This is a genomic window from Streptomyces sp. N35 (assembly GCF_016464295.1).
In the GTDB taxonomy this organism is placed as follows: domain Bacteria; phylum Actinomycetota; class Actinomycetes; order Streptomycetales; family Streptomycetaceae; genus Streptomyces.
In genome coordinates this window covers 104153-129111 of record NZ_JAEIMH010000007.1, presented here as the reverse complement: position 1 = coordinate 129111, position 24959 = coordinate 104153, and the positions used below count along the sequence as shown (strand labels likewise).

The 24959-nt window shown below is 70.7% G+C and carries 25 protein-coding genes; 12 read left to right on the top strand and 13 right to left on the bottom strand.

The features are described from left to right. Nucleotides 1-197 precede the first annotated feature (197 nt). Both JAO81_RS06340 and JAO81_RS06335 read right to left on the bottom strand, forming a co-directional pair. Complete coding sequence (locus JAO81_RS06340; RefSeq protein ID WP_199546762.1) at nt 198-611, bottom strand: hypothetical protein; 414 nt, start codon at nt 609-611, stop codon at nt 198-200. Nucleotides 612-613: 2 nt separating this feature from the next. Next, nucleotides 614-1057 carry an ATP-binding protein gene (locus JAO81_RS06335; RefSeq protein WP_307813182.1) on the bottom strand — a complete coding sequence of 148 codons (444 nt, stop codon included), beginning with the start codon at nt 1055-1057 and terminating at the stop codon, nt 614-616. A 261-nt stretch (nt 1058-1318) separates the two neighbouring features. Between JAO81_RS06335 and JAO81_RS06330 the strand changes: the two genes are divergently transcribed. The 3 genes from JAO81_RS06330 to JAO81_RS06320 all read left to right on the top strand — a co-directional run bounded on the left by JAO81_RS06330 (nt 1319) and on the right by JAO81_RS06320 (nt 3439). Further along, nucleotides 1319-2179 (top strand): helix-turn-helix transcriptional regulator, encoded by an 861-nt coding sequence (locus JAO81_RS06330; protein ID WP_199546761.1) that lies wholly within the window; start codon nt 1319-1321, stop codon nt 2177-2179. Between the two features lie 29 nt (nt 2180-2208). Next, nucleotides 2209-2484, top strand: coding sequence for a DUF397 domain-containing protein (locus JAO81_RS06325; protein ID WP_199546806.1), 276 nt, complete (start codon nt 2209-2211; stop codon nt 2482-2484). Between the two features lie 133 nt (nt 2485-2617). Next, the gene (locus JAO81_RS06320) at nt 2618-3439 is read left to right on the top strand and encodes an SAM-dependent methyltransferase (RefSeq protein WP_199546760.1); all 822 of its coding nucleotides are present in this window, start codon (nt 2618-2620) and stop codon (nt 3437-3439) included. Between the two features lie 75 nt (nt 3440-3514). Here the strand turns inward: JAO81_RS06320 and JAO81_RS06315 are convergent, their stop codons facing one another. Both JAO81_RS06315 and JAO81_RS06310 read right to left on the bottom strand, forming a co-directional pair. After that, a complete protein-coding gene (locus tag JAO81_RS06315; RefSeq protein ID WP_199546759.1) occupies nt 3515-4492 on the bottom strand; it encodes an SGNH/GDSL hydrolase family protein in 978 nt (325 codons plus the stop codon). Between the two features lie 198 nt (nt 4493-4690). Further along, the gene (locus JAO81_RS06310) at nt 4691-6178 is read right to left on the bottom strand and encodes a glutamate synthase subunit beta (RefSeq protein ID WP_199546758.1); all 1488 of its coding nucleotides are present in this window, start codon (nt 6176-6178) and stop codon (nt 4691-4693) included. Between the two features lie 189 nt (nt 6179-6367). Between JAO81_RS06310 and JAO81_RS06305 the strand changes: the two genes are divergently transcribed. Next, on the top strand, nt 6368-7357 hold the full coding sequence (locus JAO81_RS06305; protein WP_199546757.1) for a D-2-hydroxyacid dehydrogenase family protein: 990 nt from the start codon (nt 6368-6370) through the stop codon (nt 7355-7357). Nucleotides 7358-7522: 165 nt separating this feature from the next. Here JAO81_RS06305 and JAO81_RS06300 read toward each other — a convergent pair whose 3' ends face one another. Both JAO81_RS06300 and JAO81_RS06295 read right to left on the bottom strand, forming a co-directional pair. Beyond that, the gene (locus tag JAO81_RS06300; protein WP_199546756.1) at nt 7523-8338 is read right to left on the bottom strand and encodes a DUF2293 domain-containing protein; all 816 of its coding nucleotides are present in this window, start codon (nt 8336-8338) and stop codon (nt 7523-7525) included. Between the two features lie 347 nt (nt 8339-8685). Further along, on the bottom strand, nt 8686-9168 hold the full coding sequence (locus JAO81_RS06295; protein WP_199546755.1) for a DUF1772 domain-containing protein: 483 nt from the start codon (nt 9166-9168) through the stop codon (nt 8686-8688). A 213-nt stretch (nt 9169-9381) separates the two neighbouring features. On the opposite strand from JAO81_RS06295, the gene JAO81_RS06290 reads away from it, so the two are divergent. Next, nucleotides 9382-10014, top strand: coding sequence for a uridine kinase (locus JAO81_RS06290; RefSeq protein ID WP_199546754.1), 633 nt, complete (start codon nt 9382-9384; stop codon nt 10012-10014). A 192-nt stretch (nt 10015-10206) separates the two neighbouring features. Beyond that, complete coding sequence (locus JAO81_RS06285; RefSeq protein ID WP_199546753.1) at nt 10207-10626, top strand: CBS domain-containing protein; 420 nt, start codon at nt 10207-10209, stop codon at nt 10624-10626. Between the two features lie 58 nt (nt 10627-10684). On the opposite strand, the gene JAO81_RS06280 is transcribed toward JAO81_RS06285, so the two are convergent. After that, nucleotides 10685-11350 (bottom strand): hypothetical protein, encoded by a 666-nt coding sequence (locus tag JAO81_RS06280; RefSeq protein ID WP_199546752.1) that lies wholly within the window; start codon nt 11348-11350, stop codon nt 10685-10687. Nucleotides 11351-11491: 141 nt separating this feature from the next. Here JAO81_RS06280 and JAO81_RS06275 point away from each other — a divergent pair, with 141 nt between their 5' ends. Continuing rightward, nucleotides 11492-12286, top strand: a complete 795-nt coding sequence (locus tag JAO81_RS06275) for a methyltransferase domain-containing protein (protein ID WP_199546751.1) — start codon at nt 11492-11494, stop codon at nt 12284-12286. Between the two features lie 224 nt (nt 12287-12510). On the opposite strand, the gene JAO81_RS06270 is transcribed toward JAO81_RS06275, so the two are convergent. The 3 genes from JAO81_RS06270 to fdhA all read right to left on the bottom strand — a co-directional run bounded on the left by JAO81_RS06270 (nt 12511) and on the right by fdhA (nt 15973). After that, nucleotides 12511-13632, bottom strand: a complete 1122-nt coding sequence (locus JAO81_RS06270) for a PfkB family carbohydrate kinase (protein WP_307813180.1) — start codon at nt 13630-13632, stop codon at nt 12511-12513. Between the two features lie 68 nt (nt 13633-13700). Beyond that, nucleotides 13701-14600, bottom strand: coding sequence for a pseudouridine-5'-phosphate glycosidase (locus JAO81_RS06265; protein WP_199546749.1), 900 nt, complete (start codon nt 14598-14600; stop codon nt 13701-13703). Between the two features lie 137 nt (nt 14601-14737). Then, nucleotides 14738-15973: a formaldehyde dehydrogenase, glutathione-independent gene (fdhA, locus tag JAO81_RS06260; protein ID WP_199546748.1), complete on the bottom strand. Its 1236-nt coding sequence runs from the start codon at nt 15971-15973 to the stop codon at nt 14738-14740. 200 nt (nt 15974-16173) lie between these two features. Here fdhA and JAO81_RS06255 point away from each other — a divergent pair, with 200 nt between their 5' ends. Further along, nucleotides 16174-16587, top strand: coding sequence for a cupin domain-containing protein (locus JAO81_RS06255; protein WP_233414971.1), 414 nt, complete (start codon nt 16174-16176; stop codon nt 16585-16587). A 121-nt stretch (nt 16588-16708) separates the two neighbouring features. On the opposite strand, the gene JAO81_RS06250 is transcribed toward JAO81_RS06255, so the two are convergent. The 3 genes from JAO81_RS06250 to JAO81_RS06240 form a co-directional block, all read right to left on the bottom strand. Beyond that, nucleotides 16709-17977 (bottom strand): MFS transporter, encoded by a 1269-nt coding sequence (locus tag JAO81_RS06250; protein ID WP_199546805.1) that lies wholly within the window; start codon nt 17975-17977, stop codon nt 16709-16711. A 305-nt stretch (nt 17978-18282) separates the two neighbouring features. After that, nucleotides 18283-18858 carry a methylated-DNA--[protein]-cysteine S-methyltransferase gene (locus JAO81_RS06245; RefSeq protein WP_307813178.1) on the bottom strand — a complete coding sequence of 192 codons (576 nt, stop codon included), beginning with the start codon at nt 18856-18858 and terminating at the stop codon, nt 18283-18285. A gap of 146 nt (nt 18859-19004) precedes the next feature. Continuing rightward, nucleotides 19005-19970 carry a glycerophosphodiester phosphodiesterase family protein gene (locus JAO81_RS06240; protein ID WP_199546746.1) on the bottom strand — a complete coding sequence of 322 codons (966 nt, stop codon included), beginning with the start codon at nt 19968-19970 and terminating at the stop codon, nt 19005-19007. Nucleotides 19971-20249: 279 nt separating this feature from the next. On the opposite strand from JAO81_RS06240, the gene JAO81_RS06235 reads away from it, so the two are divergent. The 4 genes from JAO81_RS06235 to JAO81_RS06220 all read left to right on the top strand — a co-directional run. Continuing rightward, a complete protein-coding gene (locus JAO81_RS06235) occupies nt 20250-21086 on the top strand; it encodes an MHYT domain-containing protein (protein ID WP_199546745.1) in 837 nt (278 codons plus the stop codon). 83 nt (nt 21087-21169) lie between these two features. Continuing rightward, the gene (uvrB, locus tag JAO81_RS06230; protein WP_199546744.1) at nt 21170-23335 is read left to right on the top strand and encodes an excinuclease ABC subunit UvrB; all 2166 of its coding nucleotides are present in this window, start codon (nt 21170-21172) and stop codon (nt 23333-23335) included. Between the two features lie 215 nt (nt 23336-23550). Continuing rightward, a complete protein-coding gene (locus JAO81_RS06225) occupies nt 23551-24129 on the top strand; it encodes a TerD family protein (protein WP_199546743.1) in 579 nt (192 codons plus the stop codon). Nucleotides 24130-24265: 136 nt separating this feature from the next. Next, a partial coding sequence (locus JAO81_RS06220; protein WP_199546742.1) for a TerD family protein occupies nt 24266-24959 on the top strand: 694 nt, incomplete at its 3' end.

The window sequence follows — 24959 nt, the reverse complement described above, 5'->3', positions numbered from 1 at the left end:
CCGGAACAGGGGATTTGGGCAGGGCGTGAACCGGACGAGCCGCGAGCTTCTCACAAGCCCCCGACAGCCCCTTCAAAGCTTCGGCCGCCCCATCGAAGCTCCGGGCGCCCCTTGGGAGCCACCGGCTTGAAGGTCACGGGCTTGAAGGTCACCGGCTTGAAGGCCACCTGCCCCGCTCGAAAAGCCCCGGCCTCCGCTCAGAAGCCCCCGGCCCCCGCCGTCCGCATCCACACCGGCACGGTCCGCGTGATCCGGCACAGGGTCAGATACAGCGGGATCGGGGGCGTGTAGGGCGCGTCGCGCTGCGGCAGATGGATCAGCTGCGCGCCTCCCGGAGTCGGGGGGACCAGCGCGCGGGCCGCGTACCGCACCGGTTCCGGCCAGTCCAGGGACTGCTGCGAATGCGAGGGCACGATCCACCACCAGCGGTCACCGGCCGCGTACACACAGCCGACGCGGTTCATCCGGCCCATCACCTGCCGGCCGAGTTCCGCGGGCATCCCCACCGCGTCGCAGCCGAGCCGGGTCTGCATGCCCTCGGGCAGCGGCAGCGGTGTGTCGCTGAGGCGGCGGGCGAGCGAGGTGAGCCGGTCGAGAGTCATCGCGCGCATACTCAGCCCACCTCGGAGACGGCAGTACGGGGAAGATCCGCCCAGACCTCGAGCCCCAGGCCCGCCTCCTGGGCGCCCCATGAACGGCAGAGCGCCTGCACGAGGAGCAGTCCGCGCCCGTGGTCCTCCTCGCCGTCACGCGCCGGGTGCGGCGCGATCCGGCCGGGGCCGCAGCCCTCGTCTATGACCGCTATCCGCAGCAGATCCGCCGCGTGATCGTCGCGCAGTTCGCAGACGATATGGCGGCTCGCCGTGTGCACCACGGCGTTGGTGACGAGTTCGGAGACGACGAGGGCGGCCAGGTCGCGGGTCTCGTCGCAGACCGCCCAGCCCAGCAAACGGTCGTGCGTCAGCCGGCGCGCGCGAGGTACGGACTCGACGCCCGCGGGGAGCTCGAAACGGCAACTACGGCCGAGCTGCGGTTGTGCTGCCTTACCGATAGCCACGGCCGGTTCCTAACGGGGCAGTGGGGTCTCCCCTGCTCGAACGCAGTTGAGAGCTCGGGGACGGGTTCACGCCTGCCACTATCTCCCCGCCGTGCACACTTGGCAAGACGCACTCTGAAAATTGCAGAGTGCGCTGTTACACCTTGGAAGGCCGTGGCACACTGCTCGAACCGGTCGCGGCCCGCCCGCCCTGTAACGGGTGCAGCCGCCGCGATACAGGGCGCAGTTGCCGCCCTGCAGATCGAACCGAGCGAGGTAGACGTGAGCGAACCGCGGTCCGCTCCCACCGTGGGCCAGGTGGTCCTGGGCAAACGCCTCCAGGACCTGCGCGAAAGCGCCGGGCTCAAGCGTGAGGAGGCAGCCCGGGTGCTGCGCGTCGCGCCCGCGACGGTCCGCCGCATGGAGATGGCCGAGGTCTCCTTCAAAATCCCTTACGTACAACTCCTGTTGAAGGCGTACGGGGCCGACGAAGCCGAGACCGAGTCCTTCATCGAGCTCGCGGAGGAGGCCAACAAGCCCGGCTGGTGGCAGCGTTACCACGACATCCTGCCGAACTGGTTCTCCATGTACGTCAGCCTGGAGGGCGCGGCCACCCTCCTGAGGTCGTACGAACCGCACTTCGTGCCCGGACTCCTGCAGACCGAGGCCTACGCCCGCGAGGTGCTGCGGGCCGGCGCCCTCGGCCGCCCCAACGAGGAGGAGATCGACCGGCATGTGGCGCTGCGCATGCAGCGGCAGCGGCTGCTCGAAGGGGACGACGCCCCCCGCCTCTGGGTGATCATGGACGAGACCGTCCTGCGCCGCACCGTGGGCACGCCCGAGGTGATGCGCGGGCAGCTGGACCGCCTCATCGCGGCCACCAAGCTGCCCAATGTCACGCTGCAGATCGCGGAGTTCTCCGCGGGACACCACCCCGGGACCTACGGACCCTTCGTGCTGTTCCGGTTCGGGGTCCCTGAACTGCAGGACATGGTCTACGCCGAGTATCTGACCGGTGCCGTCTACCTGGACCGGCGCGCCGAGGTCGTCACCTACCTCGAGGCCATGGACCGGATGGCGGCGCAGGCCGCGTCGGCACACCGTACGAAGGAGATTCTCAAGAATCTGCGCAAGGAGCTCTGATGGGTCAACTGTCCGCGAACGGGGGCCGGATGGAGTCCAAGATGACCATGAGGACCACGAAGGGCGACGAGGACCGGATATACAACGGGATGCCGGCGCGTGAGCTCGGCTCCGAGGGCTGGCACAAGCCGTGGAGCGGAGGCAACGGAGGCAACTGCGTCGAGGCGATGAAACTCGCCGACGGACGCGTCGCCATGCGGCAGTCGAACGATCCCGACGGTCCCGCACTGATCTACACCCTGGGCGAGATCCACGCCTTCATCGAGGGTGCGAAGTCGGGGCAGGCCGACTTCCTTCTGTCGTGATGAAGCTTCCATCTGTCGTGATGCAGCCTGTCGTGAAGCGGCCTGTTGCTGTCATGATCAAAGTCAAGCGCATCGGAACCAAGCGCATCACGGGGCTCAACTCTCTCATCCACCACGGGACTTGGAGCGTCTTATGACCGGGCAAGAGGCGGCGGACCGGCAGGCCGCCGTGCAGATCGACACCAGCAAGCCGCATCCGGCCCGTATGTACGACTGGTTCCTGGGCGGCAAGGACAACTATCCGGTCGATGAGCAGATGGCCGAGCAGCTGCTCACGATCGACCCGCGCGCCCGCGAGTTCGCCCAGGTGAACCGGGCCTTCATGCGCCGCGCGATCCGCTGGCTCGCCGCGAACGGGGTGCATCAGTACCTGGACATCGGCACCGGGATACCCACGGAGCCCAACCTCCACCAGATCGCCCAGAAGGCGGCCCCCGAGTCGCGGATCGTGTACTGCGACAACGACCCGATCGTGCTCGCCCACGCCGAGGCGCTGCTGCGCTCCACGCCCGAGGGCGTCACCGAGTACATCCAGGCGGACGCCCGCAACCCCGAGGTGATCCTCGAACACGCGGCGAAATTCATCGACTTCGACAAGCCCGTCGCGCTCTCGCTGCTCGCCCTCCTGCACTTCGTCTCCGACGAGGACGGCGCGTACGAGCTGGTGGACCACCTGGTCGAGCGGCTCGCGCCCGGCAGCTATGTCGTCCTGTCGCAGACCACCGGGGACTTCAACCCCGGGGGTGCGGACGAGGCCCTGGAGCTCTACAAGGCGCGCGGTCTGGTCCTCGCGCTGCGTACGCGCGAGCAGTTCGAGCGGTTCTTCCACGGCCTCGAATTCGTCGAGCCCGGTGTCTCGCTGACGGCCGAGTGGCATCCGGAGCTGGGGGATCGGGTGCCGGTGGCCGGCGACGAGCCCATTCCGGGGTACGCGGCGATGGCGCGTAAGCCTTGAGCGTCGATGGAGCGCAAGCTCTGAGCGTCGATGGCGCGTAAGCCCTGAGCGTCGATGGAGCGCGCAAGGCCTGAGTCACCCTGCCGTACGGGACTCGCGGACGTGGTCGGTGACCGCGTCCGCGATCGCCTTGCTGTAGCGCAGGATGCCCGGTGAGCGCTTGGGGCACGGCTTCGGTGTCCGGGTGGTCGGGGCCAGACAGAAGTGCAAGTAGTCGTCGTCGCGGTGCAGTCGGGTGCTGTCGCCGTCGGTGCAGTACTCGGGGTGCTCGCGTTCGTACGGCGTGCATGGCAGCCGCTGCACATGCGTGTAGCGGTCGCCTGCGCGGCTTACCGCGGCGCCCGCGTCGGCGGTGATGTCACCCGATGCTGCGGCCTGTCGCTCGTAGATCGCGTTGATCCGGCGGATCCGGTCCGCGGACATCGGGTCGGGCCCCTGCAGCACCCAGACGATCGTGGGCCGCGCGATTCCCGCGTCGGCCGCGGCCCGCTCGATCTCGGCGGTCAGGGCGCGGGTGTCGGCGGCATAGCGCTTGTAGTACGCCTCCGAGCCCTGCACGATGCTGCCCATACAGGGCGTATAGCCCCATGAGTTGCCCCAGAACTGCAGCAGCACGACGGCCGGTTTCTCCTCGCGTACGAGCGCGGCCGCGGTGTGCTGCGGCGGGACGAGGAGGCGGTCCTTCGCGCGCTCCAGATAGTCGCAGAGCGTGGTGCCGGAGTACGGGGCGTTGCGGACGGTGGCGGTCTTCTTGAGCAGGCCCGTCAGAACGAGCTGGTTCTCCATGGCCAGGGAGTCGCCGAGGTAGAGGGCGGGGACCGGGTCCTGGTCGGGTGCCGCTTGTCCGTCGCCTGCCGCGGGTTGCGCGGTCGGCTCGCCGTCCTTGGGGGGTGCGGCTTTGCCTTCGGGCGTACGGGAAGCAGGCATCGTGGGCGCCGCGGCGGCGCCCGAGGGGTCGGAGGCCACGAGCAGCCGCCAGCCGAGCACGGCGACGGCGAGCAGCCCGAACACCGTGACGGTGATGGTCAACCCCGCGGTGCGCTTGCCTGCCATGGGACCCCCTGGCGCTGTCGCTCGGTGAGACGGACGCACCACGGTGACGGGTGCGGGCGCAGAGGTCCAGAGGAGGGGGTGCTTCCGCGAGGAGAAGGGCTGGTTCCTGGGCTTCCGGCGCCTCTGGGACTTCCGGGGCTTCAGGGGCTTCCGGCGGGACGGGCGACCGCGTTCGCGTGCCGAGGGGCCGCCTCCGCGTCACGCGGTCAGCGGGCGGTCCGTCGGGCTGATCGGGGACGGCAGGGTGGTGCGGCCGGTGAGATAGCGGTCCATCGAGGCCGCGGCCGCGCGCCCCTCCGCGATCGCCCAGACGATCAGCGACTGACCGCGCGCGGCGTCCCCCGCGGCGAACACGCCCGGCACCTTCGTCGCGAACTCCGCGTCCCGTACGAGGATTCCGCGCTCGTCGAGGTCCAGGGCGAGGGCGTCGATCAGTCCGTCGGAGCGGTCCGGGCCCGAGAATCCGAGGGCGAGCAGCACCAGGTCGGCCCGGAGGGCGCGTTCGCTGTCGGGGCGGGGGCGGCGTTCCGGATCGACCTCGACCAGATGCAACTCCCGTACCCGGCCCTGCTCGTCGCCCGTGAAACGCAGCGTCGACGCCTTGAAGAGCCGGGCGTCCGCATCCGCCTGCGGTGCCGTCGCCAGGTCGCGGGCCTCCTCGTGGGCGGCGGAGAGCCGGTAGATCTTGGGGTGGACGGGCCAGGGTTCGGCCAGCTCGTCGCGGTCGGCGGCCGGCTGCGGGTAGATGTCCAGCTGGGAGACCGAGGCCGCGCCCTCGCGTACCGCGGTGCCGAGACAGTCAGCTCCGGTGTCGCCGCCGCCGATGATGACCACGTGCCGGCCCTTCGCGGAGAGCGGGTTGGCGGGCAGATCGCCTTCGCAGACCTTGTTGGCCAGCGGCAGGTACTCCATGGCCTGGTGGATGCCCGACAACGCGCGCCCCGGGAGCGGCAGTTCACGCCAGGCCGTGGCGCCGGTCGCGAGGAGGACCGCGTCGTAGCGCTTGCGGAGTTCGGCGGCGGTGACATCGCGTCCGACGGTCACCGAGGTGCGGAACTTGGTGCCCTCGGCCTTCATCTGACCGAGCCGGCGCTCCAGATGCACCTTCTCCATCTTGAACTCGGGGATTCCGTACCGCAGCAGACCGCCGATCCGGTCGTCCCGCTCGTACACGACGACGGTGTGGCCCGCGCGGGTGAGCTGCTGGGCCGCGGCGAGGCCCGTGGGGCCCGAGCCGATCACCGCCACCACCTTGCCGGTGAGACGGTCCGGGGGCTGCGGCACGGCCCAGCCCTCGTCCCAGATCCGGTCGGCGATCGCGACCTCGACGTTCTTGATGGTGACCGCGGGCTGGTTGATCGCGAGTACACAGCCCGACTCACAGGGCGCGGGGCACAGCCGGCCGGTGAACTCGGGGAAGTTGTTCGTCGCGTGCAGCCGGTCCGCCGCAGCCCACCAGTCGGCGCGGGCGACCAGGTCGTTCCACTCGGGGATCAGATTGCCCAGCGGACAGGCCTGGTGGCAGAACGGGATACCGCAGTCCATACAGCGGTCCGCCTGCTTGCCGATGATCGGGAGCAGCGCGCCGGGTACGTACACCTCCTGCCAGTCGCGCACCCGCTCCTCGACGGGGCGGCGCGGCCAGTCCTCGCGTCCGACGGTGAGAAAGCCCTTGGGGTCGCCCATGGCCGGCCTCCCTTGCGGCGGCTTCAGTGATGGGGCGGTGGCGGTCGGTGTTTTCGTCACGATACGTCGGGTCTTCGGGCTCGGCACCATGCGCTGCACGGGGGTCTCGCGAGGGAACGGGGATCTTCGTTTGTACGGTGGCGGAGCCGGCGTATCGGCCGGCGTACGGCGGAACGGACAGGGGTGGCCATGGCCAGGTTGCGGTGTGCGGTGCTCGACGACTACCAGGGCGTGGCGGAACCCCTCGGTGACTGGTCGCGCCTCGCGGACGAGGTCGACGTGCGTTTCGTACGGCGTCATCTGGACGGGCCCGACGAGGTGGCCGCGGAGATCGGGGACTGCGAGATCGTGGTGGTGATGCGGGAGCGGACACCGTTTCCTGCCGCCCTGTTCGAGCGGCTGCCCGCGCTGCGGCTGCTGATCACCTCCGGGATGCGCAACGCCTCCATCGATCTCGCGGCCGCGGCTCGCCGTGGTGTGACGGTGTGCGGGACGCCCAGCAACTCCGAGCCGCCGGCCGAGCTGACCTGGGCTCTGCTGCTCGGGCTGGCCCGGTCCGTCACGGCGGAAGCGGGCGCTCTGCGTACGGGTGGTCCGTGGCAGTCGACGCTCGGCGCGGATCTGCACGGGCGGCGGCTCGGTCTGATCGGGCTCGGGAAGATCGGGGCCAAGGTGGCGCGCGTCGGACAGGCCTTCGGGATGGACGTGGCCGCGTGGAGCCAGAACCTGACGGCGGCCCGGGCGGACGAGGTCGGTGTCACCCTGGCCGGGTCGCTCGACGAGCTGCTGTCGTCCAGCGATTTCGTCTCCGTGCATGTGCAGTTGAGCGACCGGACGCGTGGCTTGGTGGGTGCCGCCGAGCTGAAGCGGATGCGGTCCACGGCGTACCTGGTCAACACCTCGCGCGCCGCGATCGTCGATCAGGAGGCGCTGGTGCTGGCGCTGCGCGAGGGCTGGATCGCGGGTGCGGGGTCGGATGTCTTCGACACCGAACCGCTGCCGGCCGACCACCCGCTGCGTACCGCCCCGAACTTCCTGGGCCTTCCGCACCTGGGCTATGTCACCCGGCGGAACTACGAGGGCTACTTCACGGGGGCGGTCGAGGACATTGGGGGGTTCTGGGGGGGGGGGGGGGTGGGGGTGTGGGGGGGGGGGGGTGGCTTTAGGGGGGGGGGGTAGGGGGGGGACGGGGTTGAGTTGGGGCTGGGGCTGAGGCTGGGGTTGCGCCGGAGCCGGAGCCGGAGCCGGAGCCGGAGCCGGAGCCGGAGCCGGAGCCGGAGCCGGGGCTTGGCGGTCGGCGGTCGGCGGTCGGCGGGGAGCTGGGGTTTGGCGGTCGGCGGCGGCTTATGGGGGCGGGGGGGCGTCTGCCGGTCCGGGGCCGGCGGTCCGGGGGGGGGCGGCCGCCGGTGGCACCCCTGGGGGGGGGGGGGAGTCGCGGGGGGGCGGGCGCGGGGCGTCGAGGGGGGCGCCGCCCTCCGGTGACACCCTGCGACGAGCCTCCGCCCACGGGACACCCGACATCAGCAACGTGTCGTACTCCGTGTCCACATGGCGCACCGCCGCCCGCAGCGCCGCTGTGACCGCGCCCCGGTCGAGCGCCCGGCCCGCCGCGCTGCGCCCGACCCGTCCGCTGCCCCGCACCGAGGCATGCTCGGCCACGGCACGGGCCCGGTCCCGCGGACATCCCGGGAACAGCCGCCGCACCTCCTCGGCGAACGCCGCCGTGAACCGCACATCCTGCTCCGCCCTGCGTACCGCGTCCCGCTCCCGCCGCCGGGCCCGGGCCTCGGCGTCGGCCAGGCAGCGCCGCTCTGCCAGGGCGAGGGCGGCCTCCTCGACGAGGACGCCTTGGCGCTCGTACCGCCGGCGCTTGCTGTTGCGCCGGACGACGACCACGGACAGCGAACTGCCCTCCCGTGCCCGACGGGTGAGAGCGGTGTTGCCCCGCGGCAGGTACACCAGATGCCCGAGGTCCGCGCAGTCCAGACAGTGCGGGGCGCCGTCCGCCATGACGAGGAGCGCGAGCGGTCCCGTACGGCACTCCGCACAGTGCCGCCGCCCCCGAGGCTCGACGGCGACCAGGTCGGAGGCGTTGAGCGGGGTCCGGCTGGTCCTGGACGCCGAGCTGGACGAGCCGTCCCCCGCACGCGAACGCGCCATCGCCGCAGACCTCCCGCCCGGAACCTCAATACGGCCCCCTCGAAGGCGACTCCTCAAGTGACCCCTCAAGGAGGACCTCTCAAAGACGGCCTCTCATGGGCGACGCCCGGTCACGGACGGCGCCGTCTCACGGACGACGCCCTGTCACGACCGACGGCCTCGTACGAAGGATGCCCACCACCGGACCTCTTACGGCACCATGCCCGCCACCGGCCCCGAACTCCCACGACGCCGGCCCTTCACGACCACCAACATGAACCTGCCCGACGCCGGACCCTCACGACCCTGAAACCGCCCGACGCCGGACCCTCACGATCGCGCCCCGTCCCGCTCCGTCCGCGCGACCGTCACGCGGCCAGCGCCAGCACCAGCGCCGCGCAGGCCGCGAGCGCTCCCGCGCCGCGTACGTGGTTCCAGGCGGTCCACTCCTTGACGTAGGTCTGCCACTGCTCGGCACTCTCCGGGGACTCCGGGTCGAGCTTGTCCAGCGCGTCGTTCCTCGGAATGTTGGCCGCTACCGTCACCCCGAAGCAGCCCACCAGATACAGCGCACAGCCGATCAGCAGCTCCCACGCTCCCTCGTCGGGCCAGATCACAAAGGTCATCACGGCCACCACGACACTCAGCACCGCGGTACCCACGAACACCCCGAGGAACACCGGGTTGATGATCAGCACATTGAGTTTCTGCATCGCGGTGAGGCCCTGTTTCCACGGCAGCGCGCCGAGTGTTCTCATCACCGAGGTGGAGAAGGCGAAGAACACACCGGCTATCAGGCCGCAGCCGAGCGCCGCCAGCAGGGTCAGCGCGAAGAACGGTCCTTCGATCATGGCAACTCCAGTGTGGGTAAAGGGTGTTGGTCGCACCGGCCGACGGTGACCGCGATCGGCACGGCAACCGCGCCGATCTTCCACGGCCGCCGGTGTCACCACAAGTGAAATCCCTGCTCCCACCCTCCGGCCATCGACCAGGCGCGCACCCCCATACGCGAGCGTCTCGCCCCTCGGGGCCATGCTTCCGTGCCGCACGGCATCATGGCCTCCGTGCGACTCCAACCGATCACCTGGGACCGCCTGACCGAAGCCCTCGCCGACCGCGTGCTCGCCCTCAAGGCGCAGGACGGCGGCGACCGGCTGCGCATCGGCCTGGACGGAGCGCCGGCCGCGGGCACAGGAGAGCTGGCCGAAGCTCTGGCGCAGGCGCTGCGTGTCCGCGGCCGTTCTCCGCTGGTGGTCGCTGCCGAGGGCTTTCTGCGCCCGGCGTCACTTCGCTATGAGCATGGCCATCAGGACCCCGATTCCTATGTGGACGGCTGGTTCGACACAAGTGCCTTGTGGCGTGAGGTGTTCGGCCCGCTGGAGCCCGGCGGCAGCGGGCGCGTGCTGCCCGACCTGTGGGATCCGGTCGCCGACCGGGCGACGCGCAGTGCCCCTGTCGAACTCCCTTCCGGTGGTGTGCTGTTGCTGCACGGTCCGCTGCTGCTCGGCCGCTGGTTCCCCTTCGATCTCTCGGTGCATATCCGCCTCGGACCCGGTTCACTGCGCCGACGCACCCCGGAGGACCAGCGCTGGACGCTGCCGGCCTTCGAGCGCTACGAGCAGGAGGCCACCCCGCAGGAGACGGCCGATGTGCTCATCCGTGCCGACGACCCCCGCCATCCGGCCTGGAACGGCTGACGGGGCTGCCCGTATCGACGCGTTCCTGCGAGGCGAGCACCTGGGGGACTGGCACCGCCTCATTCGTCACGCACCGTAGCCAGCAGTCGTCCCCCAGGTGCGCCCCTCATGCCCCCGGACGAGAATGATTCCGCCGGTCCCCGCGGCGCCGCCCGTGCCGCGCCGGTTCTGCCGGACACCGGGAGGTATCCCATGACCACCGCCGCAGACATCATGCACCCCGGGGCCCAGTGGATCCCCGCCCATGAAACCCTGGACCGCGCCGCACAGCTGATGCGCACCCTCAATGTCGGCGCCCTGCCGATCAGTGACGAGAACGAACGGCTCTGCGGCATCCTCACGGACCGTGACATCGTCGTCGGATGTGTCGCCATGGGGCACGACCCCGCGAAGACCACCGCCGGCGAGATGGCCAAGGGCACACCGCGCTGGATCGACGCCGGAGCCGATGTCGGCGAGGTGCTCGAGGAGATGCAGAGCCACCAGATCCGCCGGCTGCCCGTCATCGACAACAAGCGGCTCGTCGGGATGATCAGCGAGGCCGACCTCGCCAAGCACCTCTCCGAGGACCAGATCGCCACCTGGGTGGAGAGCGTCTACGCCAAGCGCTGACCGCCCTCGGCCTGACCCGCCTTCGGTCCGACCCCGTCTGCCCCCGCCCGTCGCCCGTCTATGAAGCCCCTTTCTCCGCGAGGAACTTGAGGTCCACCTCGTCCCGGTGTCCGGCCCAGGACAGCTCGAACGTCCAGCAGCCGGGACGAGGTACGGCTATATTTGAGGGGTAGATCTCGCCGGGACCCGAGTCCGCAGGGACCGACAGTTTCACGACCGGCCGCTCCGCTCCGTGCGGATGCGCCCGTATCGTCAGCGGCTTCCCGTCGCGCGCCGAACGCACGTACCAGAGCACCTTGTTGCCGTCGCCTCCGTCGCCCCCGTCGCGGAGAGCGGCAGCCTTCGGCGTCATGGGGTGCTCCCACAGGTACCCCATGATCTGGTCGTGCGCCCCGACGACATAGGGCAGACCGTCCGCAGCATCCGAGAACCCCGCGGGGTCGGGATTCCATTCCGGCGGCGTCCCCTCTCGTATCTCCGTCTCGCCGCAGCCGCCCTTCACCGTCCGTACGGCGTCCGCGACTTCGGCTCCTGCGCTCGTATGGCTCTTCCCGTTCTTCCCGTTCTTCCCGCCAGGGCGCTCCGGGCCTGCCTGGCCGGCGCGATCCTCCCGGGGAGGCGACCCGGCGGAGCACGCGGTCAGGGCCAGGACGCCGAGCAGCGCCACGACGGCCCCGAGGCGAGCGCCGAGCCGGCGGCTGTTGTCCACGCGAATCGTGTTCATGCATGGGATACACCGCTCGGCCGGACGAGGTTCCGCTCGCTCCGGAATTTTCCGCGGCGAACTGCTCGGCCCCGAAATTTTCCGCCCGCCGACCCTGCACAAGAACCCTCCCAGACCATGACAACTGGGATGATCGGCCCCATGACGCGAACCGACGGCTACCTCCTCGACAACCGCCAGGCCGAGGCCGGACAGCGCTTCGACGCGCTCTCGGCTCTCTTCGACCCCTCCACCTTCCGGCATTTCGACCGCCTCGGCGTCGGCCCCGGCTGGCGCGTCTGGGAGGTGGGCGCAGGCGGCACCTCCGTGATCGGTTGGCTGGCGAAGAAGGTCGGACCGACCGGGCGGGTACTCGCCACCGACATCGACATCTCGTGGGCGGCCGATGCCGCACGCCCGCCGGTCCAGGTGCTGCGCCATGACGTCGGCGCCGAGGAGCCGCCGGGGGAGGGGTTCGACCTGGTGCACGCCCGCTTGGTCCTGGTCCATGTGCCGGACCGGGAGCGCGCGTTGCGCTCCATGGTCCGGGCGCTGCGGCCGGGCGGCCGACTGCTGGTCGAGGACGCGGATCCGGCGCTGCAGCCGCTGATCTGCCCCGACGAGCACGGCCCTGAGCAGCAGCTGGCGAACCGTCTGCGGCACGGTTTCCGCGCGCTGCTCGCCGAACGCGGCGCCGACCTCACGTATGGCCGCAGACTGCCCCGGCTGCTGCGCGAGGCTGGGCTCTCGCAGGTCGAGGCGGACGCGTATTTCCCCGTGTCCTCACCGGCCTGCGCGGCGCTGGAGCTCGCGACGGTGCAGCAGGTGCGCGAGAAACTGGTGGCGGCCGGCTACGCCACCGACGCCGATGTCGAACGCCACCTGGCCAACGTCGCGGGCGGCTCCATGGACTTGGCCACCTCACCGATGATCTCGGCCTGGGGCCGCAAGGCCTGATTCCGCGAGTCCGAGTCCGAGTCCGCAAGGCGTGATTCCGCAAGTCCGAGTCCGCGAGGCCCGAGTTCGAGCCCGCAAGGCCCGAGCCCGCAAGCCCTGATTCCGACGACGGACTCCGCGGGCCGGACTCCGCAGGCTCGACTCCGGACTGCCGGACTGCCGGACTGCCGGACTCCGAACTGCTGGACTGCCGGACTCCCTCCGCCGCGGGCGGTCACTGGTCCTCAAGACCGCCCGCGCCCCGGATCCACCGCCCGCGCTCCGCATCCGGGGGGCCCCGGCCCCCCGACCCCGCCCCCCCCCCGGACCCCCCCCCCGCCCCCCCCACCCCCCGCCCCCCCCCGACGGGCCGCCGGCCCCGTCGGCCGCCACTGTTCGCCGGCCCGAGCTCCTGGTGCATCGCGCGGGGGCCGTGCGCCCATCCTCCCCACTGAGACCGCTCCCGCCCGGCACCCTTCGATCACCGCCTTCTCGGCGGTTGCCCCCGTGAGTCGCGCGGCCAGGAACGCGCCCGTGAAAGCATCACCGGCGCCGGTGGTGTCGACCGCCTCCACGGACGTCGCCGGCACCCGCGCCACCACGTCCCCCGCGCGGCACACCAGGGCGCCCAGCGCACCGTTCTTGGCCACGACCAGCGGAAACGTCCGGCTCAACCGGCATGCGGCTGCGGTGAGTTCAGTCGTCCCCGAGAGCAGTTCAGCCTCGGAGTGGCTGGGCAGCAGAACATCCACGCCCCGTACGGCGTCCAGAAAGCGATCGACCCCGGTCCTGGCCAGGAAGCCCGCCGACGCGGGGTCCACGCTCACCGTGGCGCCCCGGGCTCGTGCCGTACGGATGGCGGCGACCGCAGCGGCCCGGCTGGACTCGGCGAAGAACAGATAGCCGGACACATGGAGATGGGCGATCCCGTCGAAGAGGCCGGATGAGAGGTCCTCGGGCCGCAACCGCAACACGGCACCGCTGTCCGTGAGGAATGTGCGCTCCGCCGCGTCGCCCCCGTTCACCAGGCACACCACCGTGCCGGTCGGCGCCTCCTCGTCGACCGTGAGATGGGCCCGTACCCCCGCTGCGTCCAGCCGCCGGGCATGCCACTGCGCGGCATCCGCGCCCACGCGGCCGGCGAACCGGACGTCCTCGGTGCCCCAATACGCCGCCCAGCAGGCCACGTTGGCGCCCGCGCCGCCCGGCATCGTCCGTATCGCGGCCGCCGTGTCCGTACCCGACGCGAGGGGGAGCGTATGGCGCGCCACCACATCGGTCACCACATCGCCGAGAACGAGCAGTCCGCCGGGCACCGGCGTCCCGCCACCCACGGCCTGCCCTCGCTCAGCACGAGCCCCGCTCACGCTCCTTCCGTCGCCGGCTCCGCGAGCCCCGCTCACGCTCCCGCCGTCGCCGGCCCCCCGAGCCCCGCTCATGCCCACGCCGCCGCGATCTTCGCCGCGAGTCGTACGTTCCCCCGTACCGCCGCGAGATTGGCCCGCAGCGAGGCCCCTTTCGTACGGCGCACAAGGAAGTCCAGAAGGAACGGTGTGACCGCCTGACCCGTCACCCCCTGCTTGTCGCAGGCCCGCAGCGCGTCGTCGAGCACGCGGTCGTGGAGAGCGGGGTCGAGCTGCTCCGCGACCGGCACCGGGTTGGCGACGATCAACGCGGCGTCGGGGCCGCCGAGTTCGTCCTGGGCGCGCAGCACCGCGGCGACATCCGCGGGGGAGTACAGCGACCAGTCCACCGGCTGACCCGAATCCGCCACATAGAACCCGGGGAATCGTTCCGTGCGGTAGCCGGCGACGGCGACGCCGAGCGTCTCCAGGCGCTCCAGCGTCGCCGGTACGTCGAGGATCGACTTCACTCCGGCGCAGACCACCGCGATCCGGGTCCGCGCGAGCAGCCCCAGGTCGGCCGACTCGTCCTGCGTGGTGGTCCACTGCCGGTGCACGCCGCCGAGTCCGCCGGTCGCGAAGATCCGGATACCGGCGAGCGCGGCCAGAAATGCCGTACCGGACACGGTGGTCGCCCCGGTCGAGCCTGTCGACAGGGCGAGCGGCAGATCCCGCTGCCCGAGCTTGCGTACGCTGTCACCGGCCGCGATCCGTTCCAACTGCTGCTTGTCCAGACCGATCCGGGCCTGGCCGCCGACCACGGCGATCGTCGCCGGTACCGCGCCTTCCTCCCGTACCGACTGCTCGAATTCCAGGGCCACTTCGAGATTGCGCGGGCGCGGCAGCCCGTGCGCGATGATCGTCGACTCAAGGGCCACGACCGGCCGCCGCCCCGCGATCGCGTCCCGTACCTCAGCGGAAACCACCAGCACGCGCACGTCTCCCCTCGTCGAGCACACTCGTCGTGTCCCCTTCATCCTTGGCGAGCGCGGCGGACCGCCAAACCGTCGCGGCACGCGCATGCCCGCGCACCCCTGCGGATCCGCGGGCATGTCGGCGGCGCAACCGCTCAGACGGGACGCACTCCGTCCAGCACTCCATGCGGATTCAGTACGTACTTACGGCTGGCGCCCTGGTCGAACTCGGCGTAGCCGCGCGGGGCGTCCTCGATGCCGATCACGGTGGCGTTGACCGCCTTCGCGATGTGCACGCGCTCGTGCAGGATCGCCCTCATCAGGCCGTGGTGGTACTTCATCACCGGGCACTGCCCCGTGGTGAACCGGTGGCTCTTGGCCCAGCCCAGGCCCAGGCGCACCTTGAGCGTGCCGCTGCGCGCGTCCTGGTCGACGCCGCCCGGGTCGTCGGTCACATAGAGGCCGGGGATACCGAGGGCGCCGCCCGCGCGGACCGCGCCCATCAGGGAGTTGAGCACGGTGGCCGGTGCTTCGGGCGCGTCCGGACCATGCGCCCTCGCTTCAAAGCCGACCGCGTCGACCGCGGCGTCCACCTCGGGCTCACCGAGGATCTGGGCGATCTGCTCGTCCACGCTGCCACGGGTCAGATCGATCGTCTCGCAGCCGAAACTCCGTGCCTGGGCGAGGCGTTCGGCGTTGAGATCGCCGACGATCACCACGGCCGCACCGAGCAGCTGCGCCGACGCGGCGGCCGCGAGCCCCACGGGCCCGGCCCCGGCCACGTACACCGTCGAACCGACCTTGGTCCCGGCGGTGACGGCGCCGTGGAAGCCGGTCGGGAAGATGTCGGACAGCATGGTGAGATCGAGGAGCTTCGCGCGTGCCTGGTCCCGGTCGGGGAACCTGAGCAGGTTGAAGTCCGCGTACGGGACCATGACGTACTCGGCCTGCCCGCCGACCCAGCCGCCCATGTCGACATAGCCATAAGCGGCCCCGGGGCGTGCCGGGTTGACGCTCAGACAGAGACCGGTCTTGCGTTCCTTGCAGTTGCGGCAGCGGCCGCAGGCGATGTTGAACGGGACCGAGACGATGTCACCGGTCTCGATGGTCTCCACATCGGGACCGCGTTCGACGACCTCTCCGGTGATCTCGTGCCCGAGCACCAGACCTTCGGGCGCGGTGGTGCGGCCGCGCACCATGTGCTGGTCACTGCCGCAGATGTTGGTGGCGAGGACCTTGAGGATCACACCGTGCCGGCACTTGCGGCCGACGTTCTCGGGTGCGACGCCTGGTCCGTCCTGGAGTTCAAGTGTCGGGTAGTCGATGGTCCTGACTTCCACGGCTCCCGGCTTGAGATACGCGACTGCTTTGTTTCCGGCGGATCCGCTCATGGATCGCTCGCCGTCCCTTCGGCTCTAGGCAGCGGATGTGCGTCCACGGGCGGGTCGCGCCCGTGGCTCGTACGGCCTGTGCGCATGGCGGAGTCTGCTACCGGGGCGGGGAGGCGGCCAGGGGGTGCGGAGGGGTATTCGGGCCGGTTCGGACGGCCCGGCGGAGGCCCCTGCGGCCAGGGTCTCTAGAGTGACCGGCCATGACGACTGATCTTGATCCCGTAGCCACCGCCACCGCCACCGCCACCGCTGCCGCTGCCGACAGCGCAGCCCCCGCTTCCTTCGCCGTGCACATCCCGGACGCCGAGCTCGAACCCGAACCGCTCGACCCCGCCCAGATCGTGTCGGGCACGCCCGAGGTGACCGGCAAGGTGCTGTGGGAGTCGCCGGACGGCAAGCAGCTGCGCGGCATCTGGCAGATCACGCCGGGCGTCGTCACCGACACGGAGGCGAACGAGCTGTTCGTGGTGGTGAGCGGGCGGGCGACCGTGGCGGTCGAAGGCGGGGACGTCCTCGAACTCGGGCCGGGCGTCGCGGCGGTGCTGCGCGAAGGGGACCGTACGACGTGGACCGTGCACGAGACGCTGCGCAAGGCGTACCACATCAGCCTCTGACGCCTCTCACACCGCGGACACCTCTCACACCGCGGACAACCGCTGACGCCTCTCGCGTCTCCGACGTCTCGGATGCGTCTGACGTCTCCGAGGGCCGGCTCTCCGTGCGGAACTCCGACGGTCAGCTCGCCGCGTCCGGCGTCCCCTTGGACCGGCGCGACCGCCGCGGCGTGAGCACCGCGAGCGCGGCCAGCGGAAGCAGCGTTACGGCGGCGATCAGGTTGAGCCAGGCGTAGCCGGCCTGCGCGACGATCAGGCCGGCCGCGGCGCCGCCCACACCCGCCGCCGTGTTCATGGTCAGGTCGGACAGGCCCTGGGCGGCGGCCCGGGCGGGCTGGGGGACCGAGTCGGTGAGCAGGGCGGATCCGGAGACCAGCCCGGCCGACCAGCCGAGGCCGAGCACGAACAGGCCGATCGCGGTCTGGGTGTGGTTCGGGCCCGCGGTGCCGGCGAGCAGGGCCGCCACCGCGAGCAGCGCGACGGCAAGCGCGATGACGGAGAGCCGGCCGAACCGGTCCGAGAGACGGCCCATCACCGGCGAGAACGCGTACATCCCGGCGATGTGGCCGCTGATCACCAGTCCGATCAGATCGATGTCCGCGCCGTGGTGGCCCAGGTCGACCGGGGTCATCGACATGATCGAGACCATCGCGGTGTGCGAGACGGCGACCGTCACCAGGGCGAGCCGGGCCTTCGGCGATGCGGCGACCGCGGCCAGTCCCGCGCGCAGCGAGCGGCTCTGCGGCGAGCCGTTCGCCTCGGGTTCGAGGGCGCGGGCGGCGAGCAGCGGATCGGGTCGCAGCAGTACGGCGACGAGCACGGCCGAGACGACGAAGACCCCCGCCGCCCACAGGAACGCGCCCGACGCCTCGGGTATCCCGAGGCCCGAGACGCTGCGGCCCGCGGGCGCGGCGATATTGGGGCCGAGGACGGCGCCGATGGTCGTCGCCCAGACGACATTGGAGATCGCCCGCGCCCTGTGCTGCGGTTCGGCGAGGTCGGCCGCCGCGAACCTGGCCTGCAGATTGGCCGAGGACGCGGCACCGAAGCCGGCCATGCCGATCAGGAGCAGCGGAAAGTTCCCGATCGCGGCAGCGAGCACCACGATCCCCGCGCCCAACGCGCCGATCGCATACGCCAGTACGAGTCCGGGCCGTCGTCCGCGCCGGGTCATCAGGGCGGCCAGCGGCATCGACAGGATCGCGGTACCGGCCACCGTCGCGGTCGGCGCAAGGCCGGAGAGCGCCTCGGTGCCGCTGACCTCCTGGGCGAGGACGGCGGCCAGCGCGATCCCGGTGGCGACTCCGAGCCCGCCCAGGATCTGGCTCGCGATCAGCACGGCGGTGGTCCGCCGGCGCAGCGCGGGCACCTGCTCGGGCGTGATCGACATGGGGGACGGCTCGGTGGTGGTCACCGGCGCAGTGTGCCAGGCGGGGTCGGGAGGACGGCAGGGTGGGCGTTCGCCGGACACGGGATCCGCGGGCGATACCTGGTCCGCAGGCCCCGCCCTCGTATCGCAGCATCTGTCACCACAGCACCTCGCACCATGCCCACCCCCTCCCTCTCCGGCACCCCTGCCCCAGAAGCGCCCCCGTCCGCCCCCTCCCTCTCCGTCCACCTCCGCCTCAGAAGTGCCCGGGTCCGTCCCTTCCTGGACCGTCCACCCCCGCCCCAGAAGCCCCCCGTCCGCCCGATTCAGAACAACGGCTCCGGCAGCACCCCTTCCAGGGCGAGCAGCTTCCGCTTGGTTTCCAGACCCCCGCCGAATCCCCCGAGCCCGCCGTCGCTCTCCACGACCCGGTGGCAGGGCACCACCACGGGCAGCGGATTGGCGCCCATGGCCATGCCCACCGCCTGGGCGGCGCCCGGCTGTCCGACCCGGTGGGCCAGGTCCCCGTAACCGACGACGGCCCCGTACGGTACGCCGTCGTTCAGCTCGCGCAGCACCTGGCGGTTGAAGCCGCCGATCAGCGTCCAGTCCAGGTCGAGGCTGAACTCGCGCAGCTCCCCGGCGAAGTACGCGCGCAGCTGACGTATGGGCTCGGCGAGACGCGGCGAGGCCGGCGCCTCGGTCACCGCGCCGCCGAACCTGGCGGCTAGTGACGCCACCGCCTTGTCGCGCACCCGCGGGTGCGCGTGGAAGACCACGTTCACCAGCCCGTCCGCCGTCGCCGCGAGCAGCAGCGGTCCGATGTCGCTGTCGACGACGGCCCACTCGACGGCGGCCTGCCCGCCGCCCGCGGTCTGCGTGTTCTGCCCTTCGATGTTCACGCGCACCACGGTACGGCGGGGCACTGACAACGCCGCCCGAGCTCAGCCGACGACAGCGGCCTGTACGACTTCGCGACTCGGCCGACGACAGCGGCCTGTTCAACTTCAGGACCCGGCCGTCGACGCCACTCGGCAGGACTCCGGACTCAGTCGGCGACGGCGTCCCGTACGACGTCGGGCCGGTTGGTGATGATCCCGTTCACCCCGAAGCCGGCCGCACGCCGGGCGTTCGCCGCGTCGTCGACGGTCCAGGTGAGGATCTCCAACGGCCTGCCGTGCGGACCGCGCTGAGCGTGAATGGCCGAAACGTAGTCAGCCGTGATCGTCCCGTGGTTGGAATTGATCTGGTCCGCGAACTTCGCATACGCGGGCAGATCGGCCACCGCGGGCGTGCCCAGGAACCCGGTCTTGATATCCGGGCGTTGGGCGTGCACCGACTTCACGGAGTCCGCGCCGAAGCTCTGGATCACCAGCTTGTGCTTGACGTGGTTCCGGTCGAGCCAGCCCGTCTTGCGCAGGACTCGCAGTGTGTCGCGCTCGATCCCCGGGTAGAGCTCGGGCTTCTTGATCTCGAGGACCAGCTTCTGATGGTTGCGCTCCACGCGGTTCATGTACTGCGTGAGTGTCGGCACCCGGGCACCCTTGAACTTGGCGTCGAACCAACTGCCCGCGTCCAGCTTGGCGATCTCCGCCGCGGTGAAGTCCGCGACCTTCCACGGCGCACGGCCCGGGAAGACCTGCTCCACATTCGTGGTGCGCGCCAGCGAATCGTCGTGCATGATCACGAGCTCGCCGTCCTTGGTGCGCTGGACGTCGTTCTCGACCCAGGCGAAGCCGAGTTCACGCGCCTTGTCGATGGCGGCCAGGGTGTTCTCGGGGGCGTACGCCGAGGCTCCGCGATGGGCCACGATGACGAGGGCGTCGCTCTTTGCGGCGTTCGCCGAGCCCGGCCCCGCCCCCGTCGCCTTCGCGGTCTCCTTCGCCTTCGCGGTCTCCTTCGCCTTCGCGGTCGCCGTCGCGGGGGAGTGGGCCGGAGCGGCGGAGGCGGGCAGGACGAGGACTCCGACACCTATGAGAGCGGCGGCCGTGGCTGCTGCAGTGCGTGCGTGCACCAGAACTCCTCACGTCGTGCGATCAAAGACCGACCGAGCGTGGCAGCTGGGCGGCAACGGAGAACAGGTGCAGGTTGGCCAGAAGTTGAACAGAGCCACTCAAGACGGAACATAGGTTGTCCGCCGTTGGCGAAGCCGATGAGTTTTTGCCGGAGAATCGCTCGTACGTTCCGCTGGGAGCCTTAATCTCTGCTCAGCACCGGCCATCTGTCCGGCGGTGCCTTGGGGTGCGGGGGCGCCCCTGGGGCGTATCAAAAGGGGCGAAGGGGTCATCCCACCATGCAGGGCACCGTCGACGGATTCAGTTACGGGTTGGTCACCCCGATCGCCGCATATGTGATGGCCTGCGTGGGCGGAGCCCTCGGGCTGCGCTGCACCGCGCGATCGCTCGTTGTGGGCAACTCCTGGCGCCCCGGCTGGCTGGCGCTCGGCGCCGCGGCCATCGGTTCCGGAATCTGGACCATGCACTTCATCGCGATGATGGGCTTCACCGTCAAGGAAGCGCCCGTCAGCTACGACGCGTCGCTCACCTTCGCCAGCCTCGGCGTCGCGATCGTCATGGTCGGCATCGGGGTCTTCATCGTGGGCTATCGCGGGCCCACGGTCATGGCTCTGTTCACGGGGGGCACGATCACGGGCCTCGGCGTCGCCTCGATGCACTACCTCGGCATGGCCGCCATGCGTCTGCGCGGCGCTCTGGAGTACGACACCGTCACGGTCGCCGCCTCCGTCGTCATCGCCGTGGTCGCCGCGACCGCCGCTCTCTGGTGCGCGGCACAGGTCCGCGGCTTCCTGTGGAGCCTGGGCGCCAGCCTGATCATGGGGCTCGCCGTGAGCGGGATGCACTACACCGGCATGGCGGCGCTCAGCGTCCATCTGCACGGATCGTCGGGCGCGGTCGCCGGTGACTCGCCCGCCGAGCTGCTCGCGCCCATGATGGTCGGCCCGCTCGCCTTCCTGCTGCTCGCCGGCGTGGTCGTGATGTTCGATCCCCTGATGATCATGGGGAAGCAGGACTGGCAGCCCGCCGACCGGGCCGGCAAGGGCGTTCCGGCCGCCGCGCAGCGGAGCGTGGGCGCCTCGCGCAGGAGCTCGCAGTACCGCCAGGACTGGTGACGAAGGGGTCAGCGCAGGTGCCGGAAGGGCAGCGCTGACCGCGATCCGGCCCCGTTGTCAGTGGTGGGTCGTACGGTGGTTGCATGCGGCCCGAGACCGAGACCACCATCCAGAACATCCAGCGGAGCGAGCGGCCTTTCGAGGTCATCAGCCCGTACCAGCCCAGCGGCGACCAGCCGGCGGCCATCGCCGATCTTGAGCGCCGAGTCCGCGCGGGCGAGAAGGATGTCGTCCTGCTCGGCGCGACGGGTACGGGAAAGTCGGCCACGACGGCCTGGATGATCGAGAAGCTCCAGCGCCCGACCCTGGTCATGGCGCCGAACAAGACCCTGGCGGCCCAGCTCGCCAACGAGTTCCGCGAACTGTTGCCGAACAATGCGGTCGAGTACTTCGTGTCGTACTACGACTACTACCAGCCCGAGGCGTACGTCCCGCAGTCGGACACCTACATCGAGAAGGACTCCTCGATCAACGAGGAGGTGGAGCGGCTGCGCCACTCGGCGACCAACTCGCTGCTCACCCGCCGCGACGTCGTCGTGGTCGCCTCCGTCTCCTGTATCTACGGTCTCGGTACGCCGCAGGAGTACGTCGACCGCATGGTGCACCTCAAGGTCGGCGAGGAGATCGACCGCGACCAGCTACTGCGCCGTTTCGTCGACATCCAGTACACGCGCAATGACCTGGCCTTCACCCGCGGCACGTTCCGGGTGCGCGGCGACACCATCGAGATCTTCCCGGTCTACGAGGAACTGGCCGTGCGCATCGAGATGTTCGGCGACGAGATCGAGGCGCTGTCCACACTGCACCCGCTCACCGGCGAGATCATCAGCGACGACCAGGAGCTCCATGTCTTCCCCGCCACGCACTATGTGGCGGGCCCGGAGCGTTTGGAACGTGCCGCCAACGACATCGAGAAGGAGCTGGGGGAGCGCCTCGCCGAGCTCGAGAAGCAGGGCAAGATGCTCGAGGCCCAGCGACTGCGCATGCGCACCACGTACGACCTGGAGATGCTCCGCCAGATCGGCTCCTGCTCGGGCGTCGAGAACTACTCGATGCACTTCGACGGCCGCGCGCCCGGCACCCCGCCGCACACCCTGCTCGACTACTTCCCCGACGACTTCCTGCTCGTCCTCGACGAATCGCATGTCACCGTGCCGCAGATCGGTGCGATGTACGAGGGCGACGCCTCGCGTAAGCGGACCCTCGTCGACCACGGTTTCCGGCTGCCGTCCGCGCTCGACAACCGGCCGCTGAAGTGGGAGGAGTTCCAGAAGCGGATCGGGCAGACGGTCTACCTGTCGGCGACGCCGGGGAAGTACGAACTGTCGCGCGGCGACGGCTTCGTGGAGCAGATCATCCGCCCCACCGGTCTGATCGACCCGGAGGTCGTGGTCAAGCCCACCGAGGGGCAGATCGACGACCTGGTGCACGAGATCAGGCAGCGCACCGAGAACGACGAGCGGGTCCTGGTCACCACGCTCACCAAGAAGATGGCCGAGGACCTCACCGACTATTTCCTGGAGCTCGGCATCCAGGTCCGCTATCTCCACAGCGACGTCGACACCCTGCGCCGCGTCGAGCTCCTGAGGGAGCTGCGGGCCGGTGAGTACGACGTGCTCGTGGGCATCAACCTGCTCCGCGAGGGCCTCGACCTGCCCGAGGTCTCCCTGGTCGCGATCCTCGACGCGGACAAGGAGGGCTTCCTGCGCTCGGGGACCTCCCTGATCCAGACCATCGGCCGTGCGGCTCGTAACGTCTCCGGCCAGGTCCATATGTACGCGGACAAGATCACGCCGGCGATGGAGAAGGCCATCGACGAGACCAACCGCCGCCGCGCCAAGCAGATCGCGTACAACACGGAGCGCGGCATCGATCCGCAGCCGCTCCGCAAGAAGATCAACGACATCGTCGCGACCATCGCCCGCGAAGAGGTCGACACCGAGCAGCTGCTCGGCAGCGGCTACCGCAAGGGCGGTAAGGACGGCAAGAGCGCCAAGGCCCCGGTGCCTTCGCTCGGCGGAGCGAAGGGGGCCCCGGCCAAGGCGGCCAAGGGCAAGGCGAAGAAGGCCGAGCCGGGTACGCCCACCGACCGTCCCGCGGCCGAACTCGCCGGGCAGATCGAGGAGATGACCGAGCGGATGCGCGCGGCGGCCGCGGATCTGCAGTTCGAGATCGCGGCGCGGCTGCGTGACGAGGTCTCGGAGATGAAGAAGGAGCTGCGCCAGATGCGGGAGGCCGGGCTGGCCTGAGCGCCGGGCGGCCGGGCCGGCTCCAGCAGGGCCCGATGGGCACGCGAAGTCCCTTGCGGTGTCCGAAGTCCCTTTTCAGGCGCCGCGAGTGTTGCAAGACCGACACAAACCCCGGGCCCGGGGGTGGGCTTGTCAGATCCACTGCGTAGGGTTCAGGGCAACCGCACGCACAGGCGGCAGGCGGGGATGAAGTTGGGGATGAGAGGGGACAGCGCGTGACGGTCAACATGACCAAGGGCCAGGCCATCAGCCTGCAGAAGAGCGACGGGGGCACGCTGACCGCGGTGCGCATGGGCCTCGGCTGGCAGGCGGCTCCGCGCCGCGGCCTGTTCGGCTCGCGTACGCGGGAGATCGACCTGGACGCCTCGGCGGTGCTCTTCGCGGACAAGCAGCCGGTCGACGTGGTGTTCTTCCGCCACCTCGTCAGCGACGACGGCTCGGTGCGGCACACCGGTGACAACCTGGTCGGCGGCGCCGGTCAGGGCGGCGACGACGAGTCGGTGCTCGTCGACCTCGCACGCGTTCCGGTGCACATCGACCAGATCGTGTTCACGGTCAACTCGTTCACCGGCCAGACCTTCCAGGAGGTGCAGAACGCCTTCTGCCGGCTGGTCGACGAGACCAACGGCCAGGAGATGGCGCGCTACACGCTGGACGGCGGTGGTCAGTACACCGCTCAGATCATGGCGAAGGTGCACCGCAATGGCACCGGCTGGACGATGACGGCGCTGGGCCAGCCGGCCAACGGCCGTACGTTCCAGGACCTGATGCCGGCGATCCTGCCGCACCTCTGAGGGCAGTTCGCGGTACACGGCTCCCGGGCGCCCCTGCGGCCACCGGGAGCCTTCCGCGCTCCAAGGCACGTACGCACCAGGCAAGCGAGCCGGCACACCGCCGCGCCCGAACGCAGCGACGAGGGGGACCAACACCATGGCGGTCGAGCTGGTACGGGGTCAGAACACCCCGCTGCCTCAAACCCGTCTGGAGATCCGGGTATCCGCAGGCAAGCCGATCGTGGCGGGCGTCACGCTGAGCGACGCGCAGGGCAAGGTGCGCGGCGTCGAGTGGATCGCCCACCCCGGATCGCCGCAACTGCCCGGGCTCGAGGTCTCGCAGCAGGCCGCGGCGGATCATCGCCTGGCCGTCGACCTGGAGGCCCTGCCGGACGCGGTGGAGCGGGTGAACGTGCTGCTCGCGCTGCCCGTGGGCGTCGGCGGCCCGGTCCGCTTCGGCGCGGTCGCGGCCCCCTTCGTCGCGGTCACCGGGCTCGACGGCACCGAGGTCGCGAGCTACACGATCACCGATCTCGACCCCGAATCGGCCGTCGTGGCCCTGGAGTTGTACCGCAGGAACGGGGCCTGGAAGGTCCGCGCCGTCGGCCAGGGCTATGCGGGCGGGCTCGCCGAGATGCTCGCCGACCAGGGCCTCGACCAGTCGCGTGAGATCGCCGCACAGATCCTTGACGCGGTGGCGCGCGGGATGGCCCGTTCGGTGGCGGCGCCTCCGCCGCGTACGGCCGAGGGCGATCGCGTACGGCATACCGCGGCCGGCGCCGGTTCGGCGGGGGGGCACAGCGGGGCGGGGGCCGGGGGGGGCGGCGCCGCCGCCCCCCCACCGCCCCCCC

Excerpts from the sequence above, each read along its gene's own strand:
- JAO81_RS06305 (WP_199546757.1), top strand. The coding sequence starts at position 6,368 with ATGGCCAGGTTGCGGTGTGCGGTGCTCGACGACTACCAGGGCGTGGCG.
- JAO81_RS06280 (WP_199546752.1), bottom strand. The coding sequence starts at position 11,350 with ATGAACACGATTCGCGTGGACAACAGCCGCCGGCTCGGCGCTCGCCTC.
- JAO81_RS06235 (WP_199546745.1), top strand. The coding sequence starts at position 20,250 with ATGCAGGGCACCGTCGACGGATTCAGTTACGGGTTGGTCACCCCGATC.
- uvrB (WP_199546744.1), top strand. The coding sequence starts at position 21,170 with ATGCGGCCCGAGACCGAGACCACCATCCAGAACATCCAGCGGAGCGAG.
- JAO81_RS06320 (WP_199546760.1), top strand. The coding sequence starts at position 2,618 with ATGACCGGGCAAGAGGCGGCGGACCGGCAGGCCGCCGTGCAGATCGAC.
- JAO81_RS06285 (WP_199546753.1), top strand. The coding sequence starts at position 10,207 with ATGACCACCGCCGCAGACATCATGCACCCCGGGGCCCAGTGGATCCCC.
- JAO81_RS06250 (WP_199546805.1), bottom strand. The coding sequence starts at position 17,977 with ATGTCGATCACGCCCGAGCAGGTGCCCGCGCTGCGCCGGCGGACCACC.
- JAO81_RS06255 (WP_233414971.1), top strand. The coding sequence starts at position 16,174 with ATGACGACTGATCTTGATCCCGTAGCCACCGCCACCGCCACCGCCACC.
- JAO81_RS06275 (WP_199546751.1), top strand. The coding sequence starts at position 11,492 with ATGACGCGAACCGACGGCTACCTCCTCGACAACCGCCAGGCCGAGGCC.
- JAO81_RS06340 (WP_199546762.1), bottom strand. The coding sequence starts at position 611 with ATGCGCGCGATGACTCTCGACCGGCTCACCTCGCTCGCCCGCCGCCTC.
- fdhA (WP_199546748.1), bottom strand. The coding sequence starts at position 15,973 with ATGAGCGGATCCGCCGGAAACAAAGCAGTCGCGTATCTCAAGCCGGGA.
- JAO81_RS06300 (WP_199546756.1), bottom strand. The coding sequence starts at position 8,338 with ATGGCGCGTTCGCGTGCGGGGGACGGCTCGTCCAGCTCGGCGTCCAGG.
- JAO81_RS06310 (WP_199546758.1), bottom strand. The coding sequence starts at position 6,178 with ATGGGCGACCCCAAGGGCTTTCTCACCGTCGGACGCGAGGACTGGCCG.
- JAO81_RS06295 (WP_199546755.1), bottom strand. The coding sequence starts at position 9,168 with ATGATCGAAGGACCGTTCTTCGCGCTGACCCTGCTGGCGGCGCTCGGC.
- JAO81_RS06325 (WP_199546806.1), top strand. The coding sequence starts at position 2,209 with ATGGAGTCCAAGATGACCATGAGGACCACGAAGGGCGACGAGGACCGG.
- JAO81_RS06315 (WP_199546759.1), bottom strand. The coding sequence starts at position 4,492 with ATGGCAGGCAAGCGCACCGCGGGGTTGACCATCACCGTCACGGTGTTC.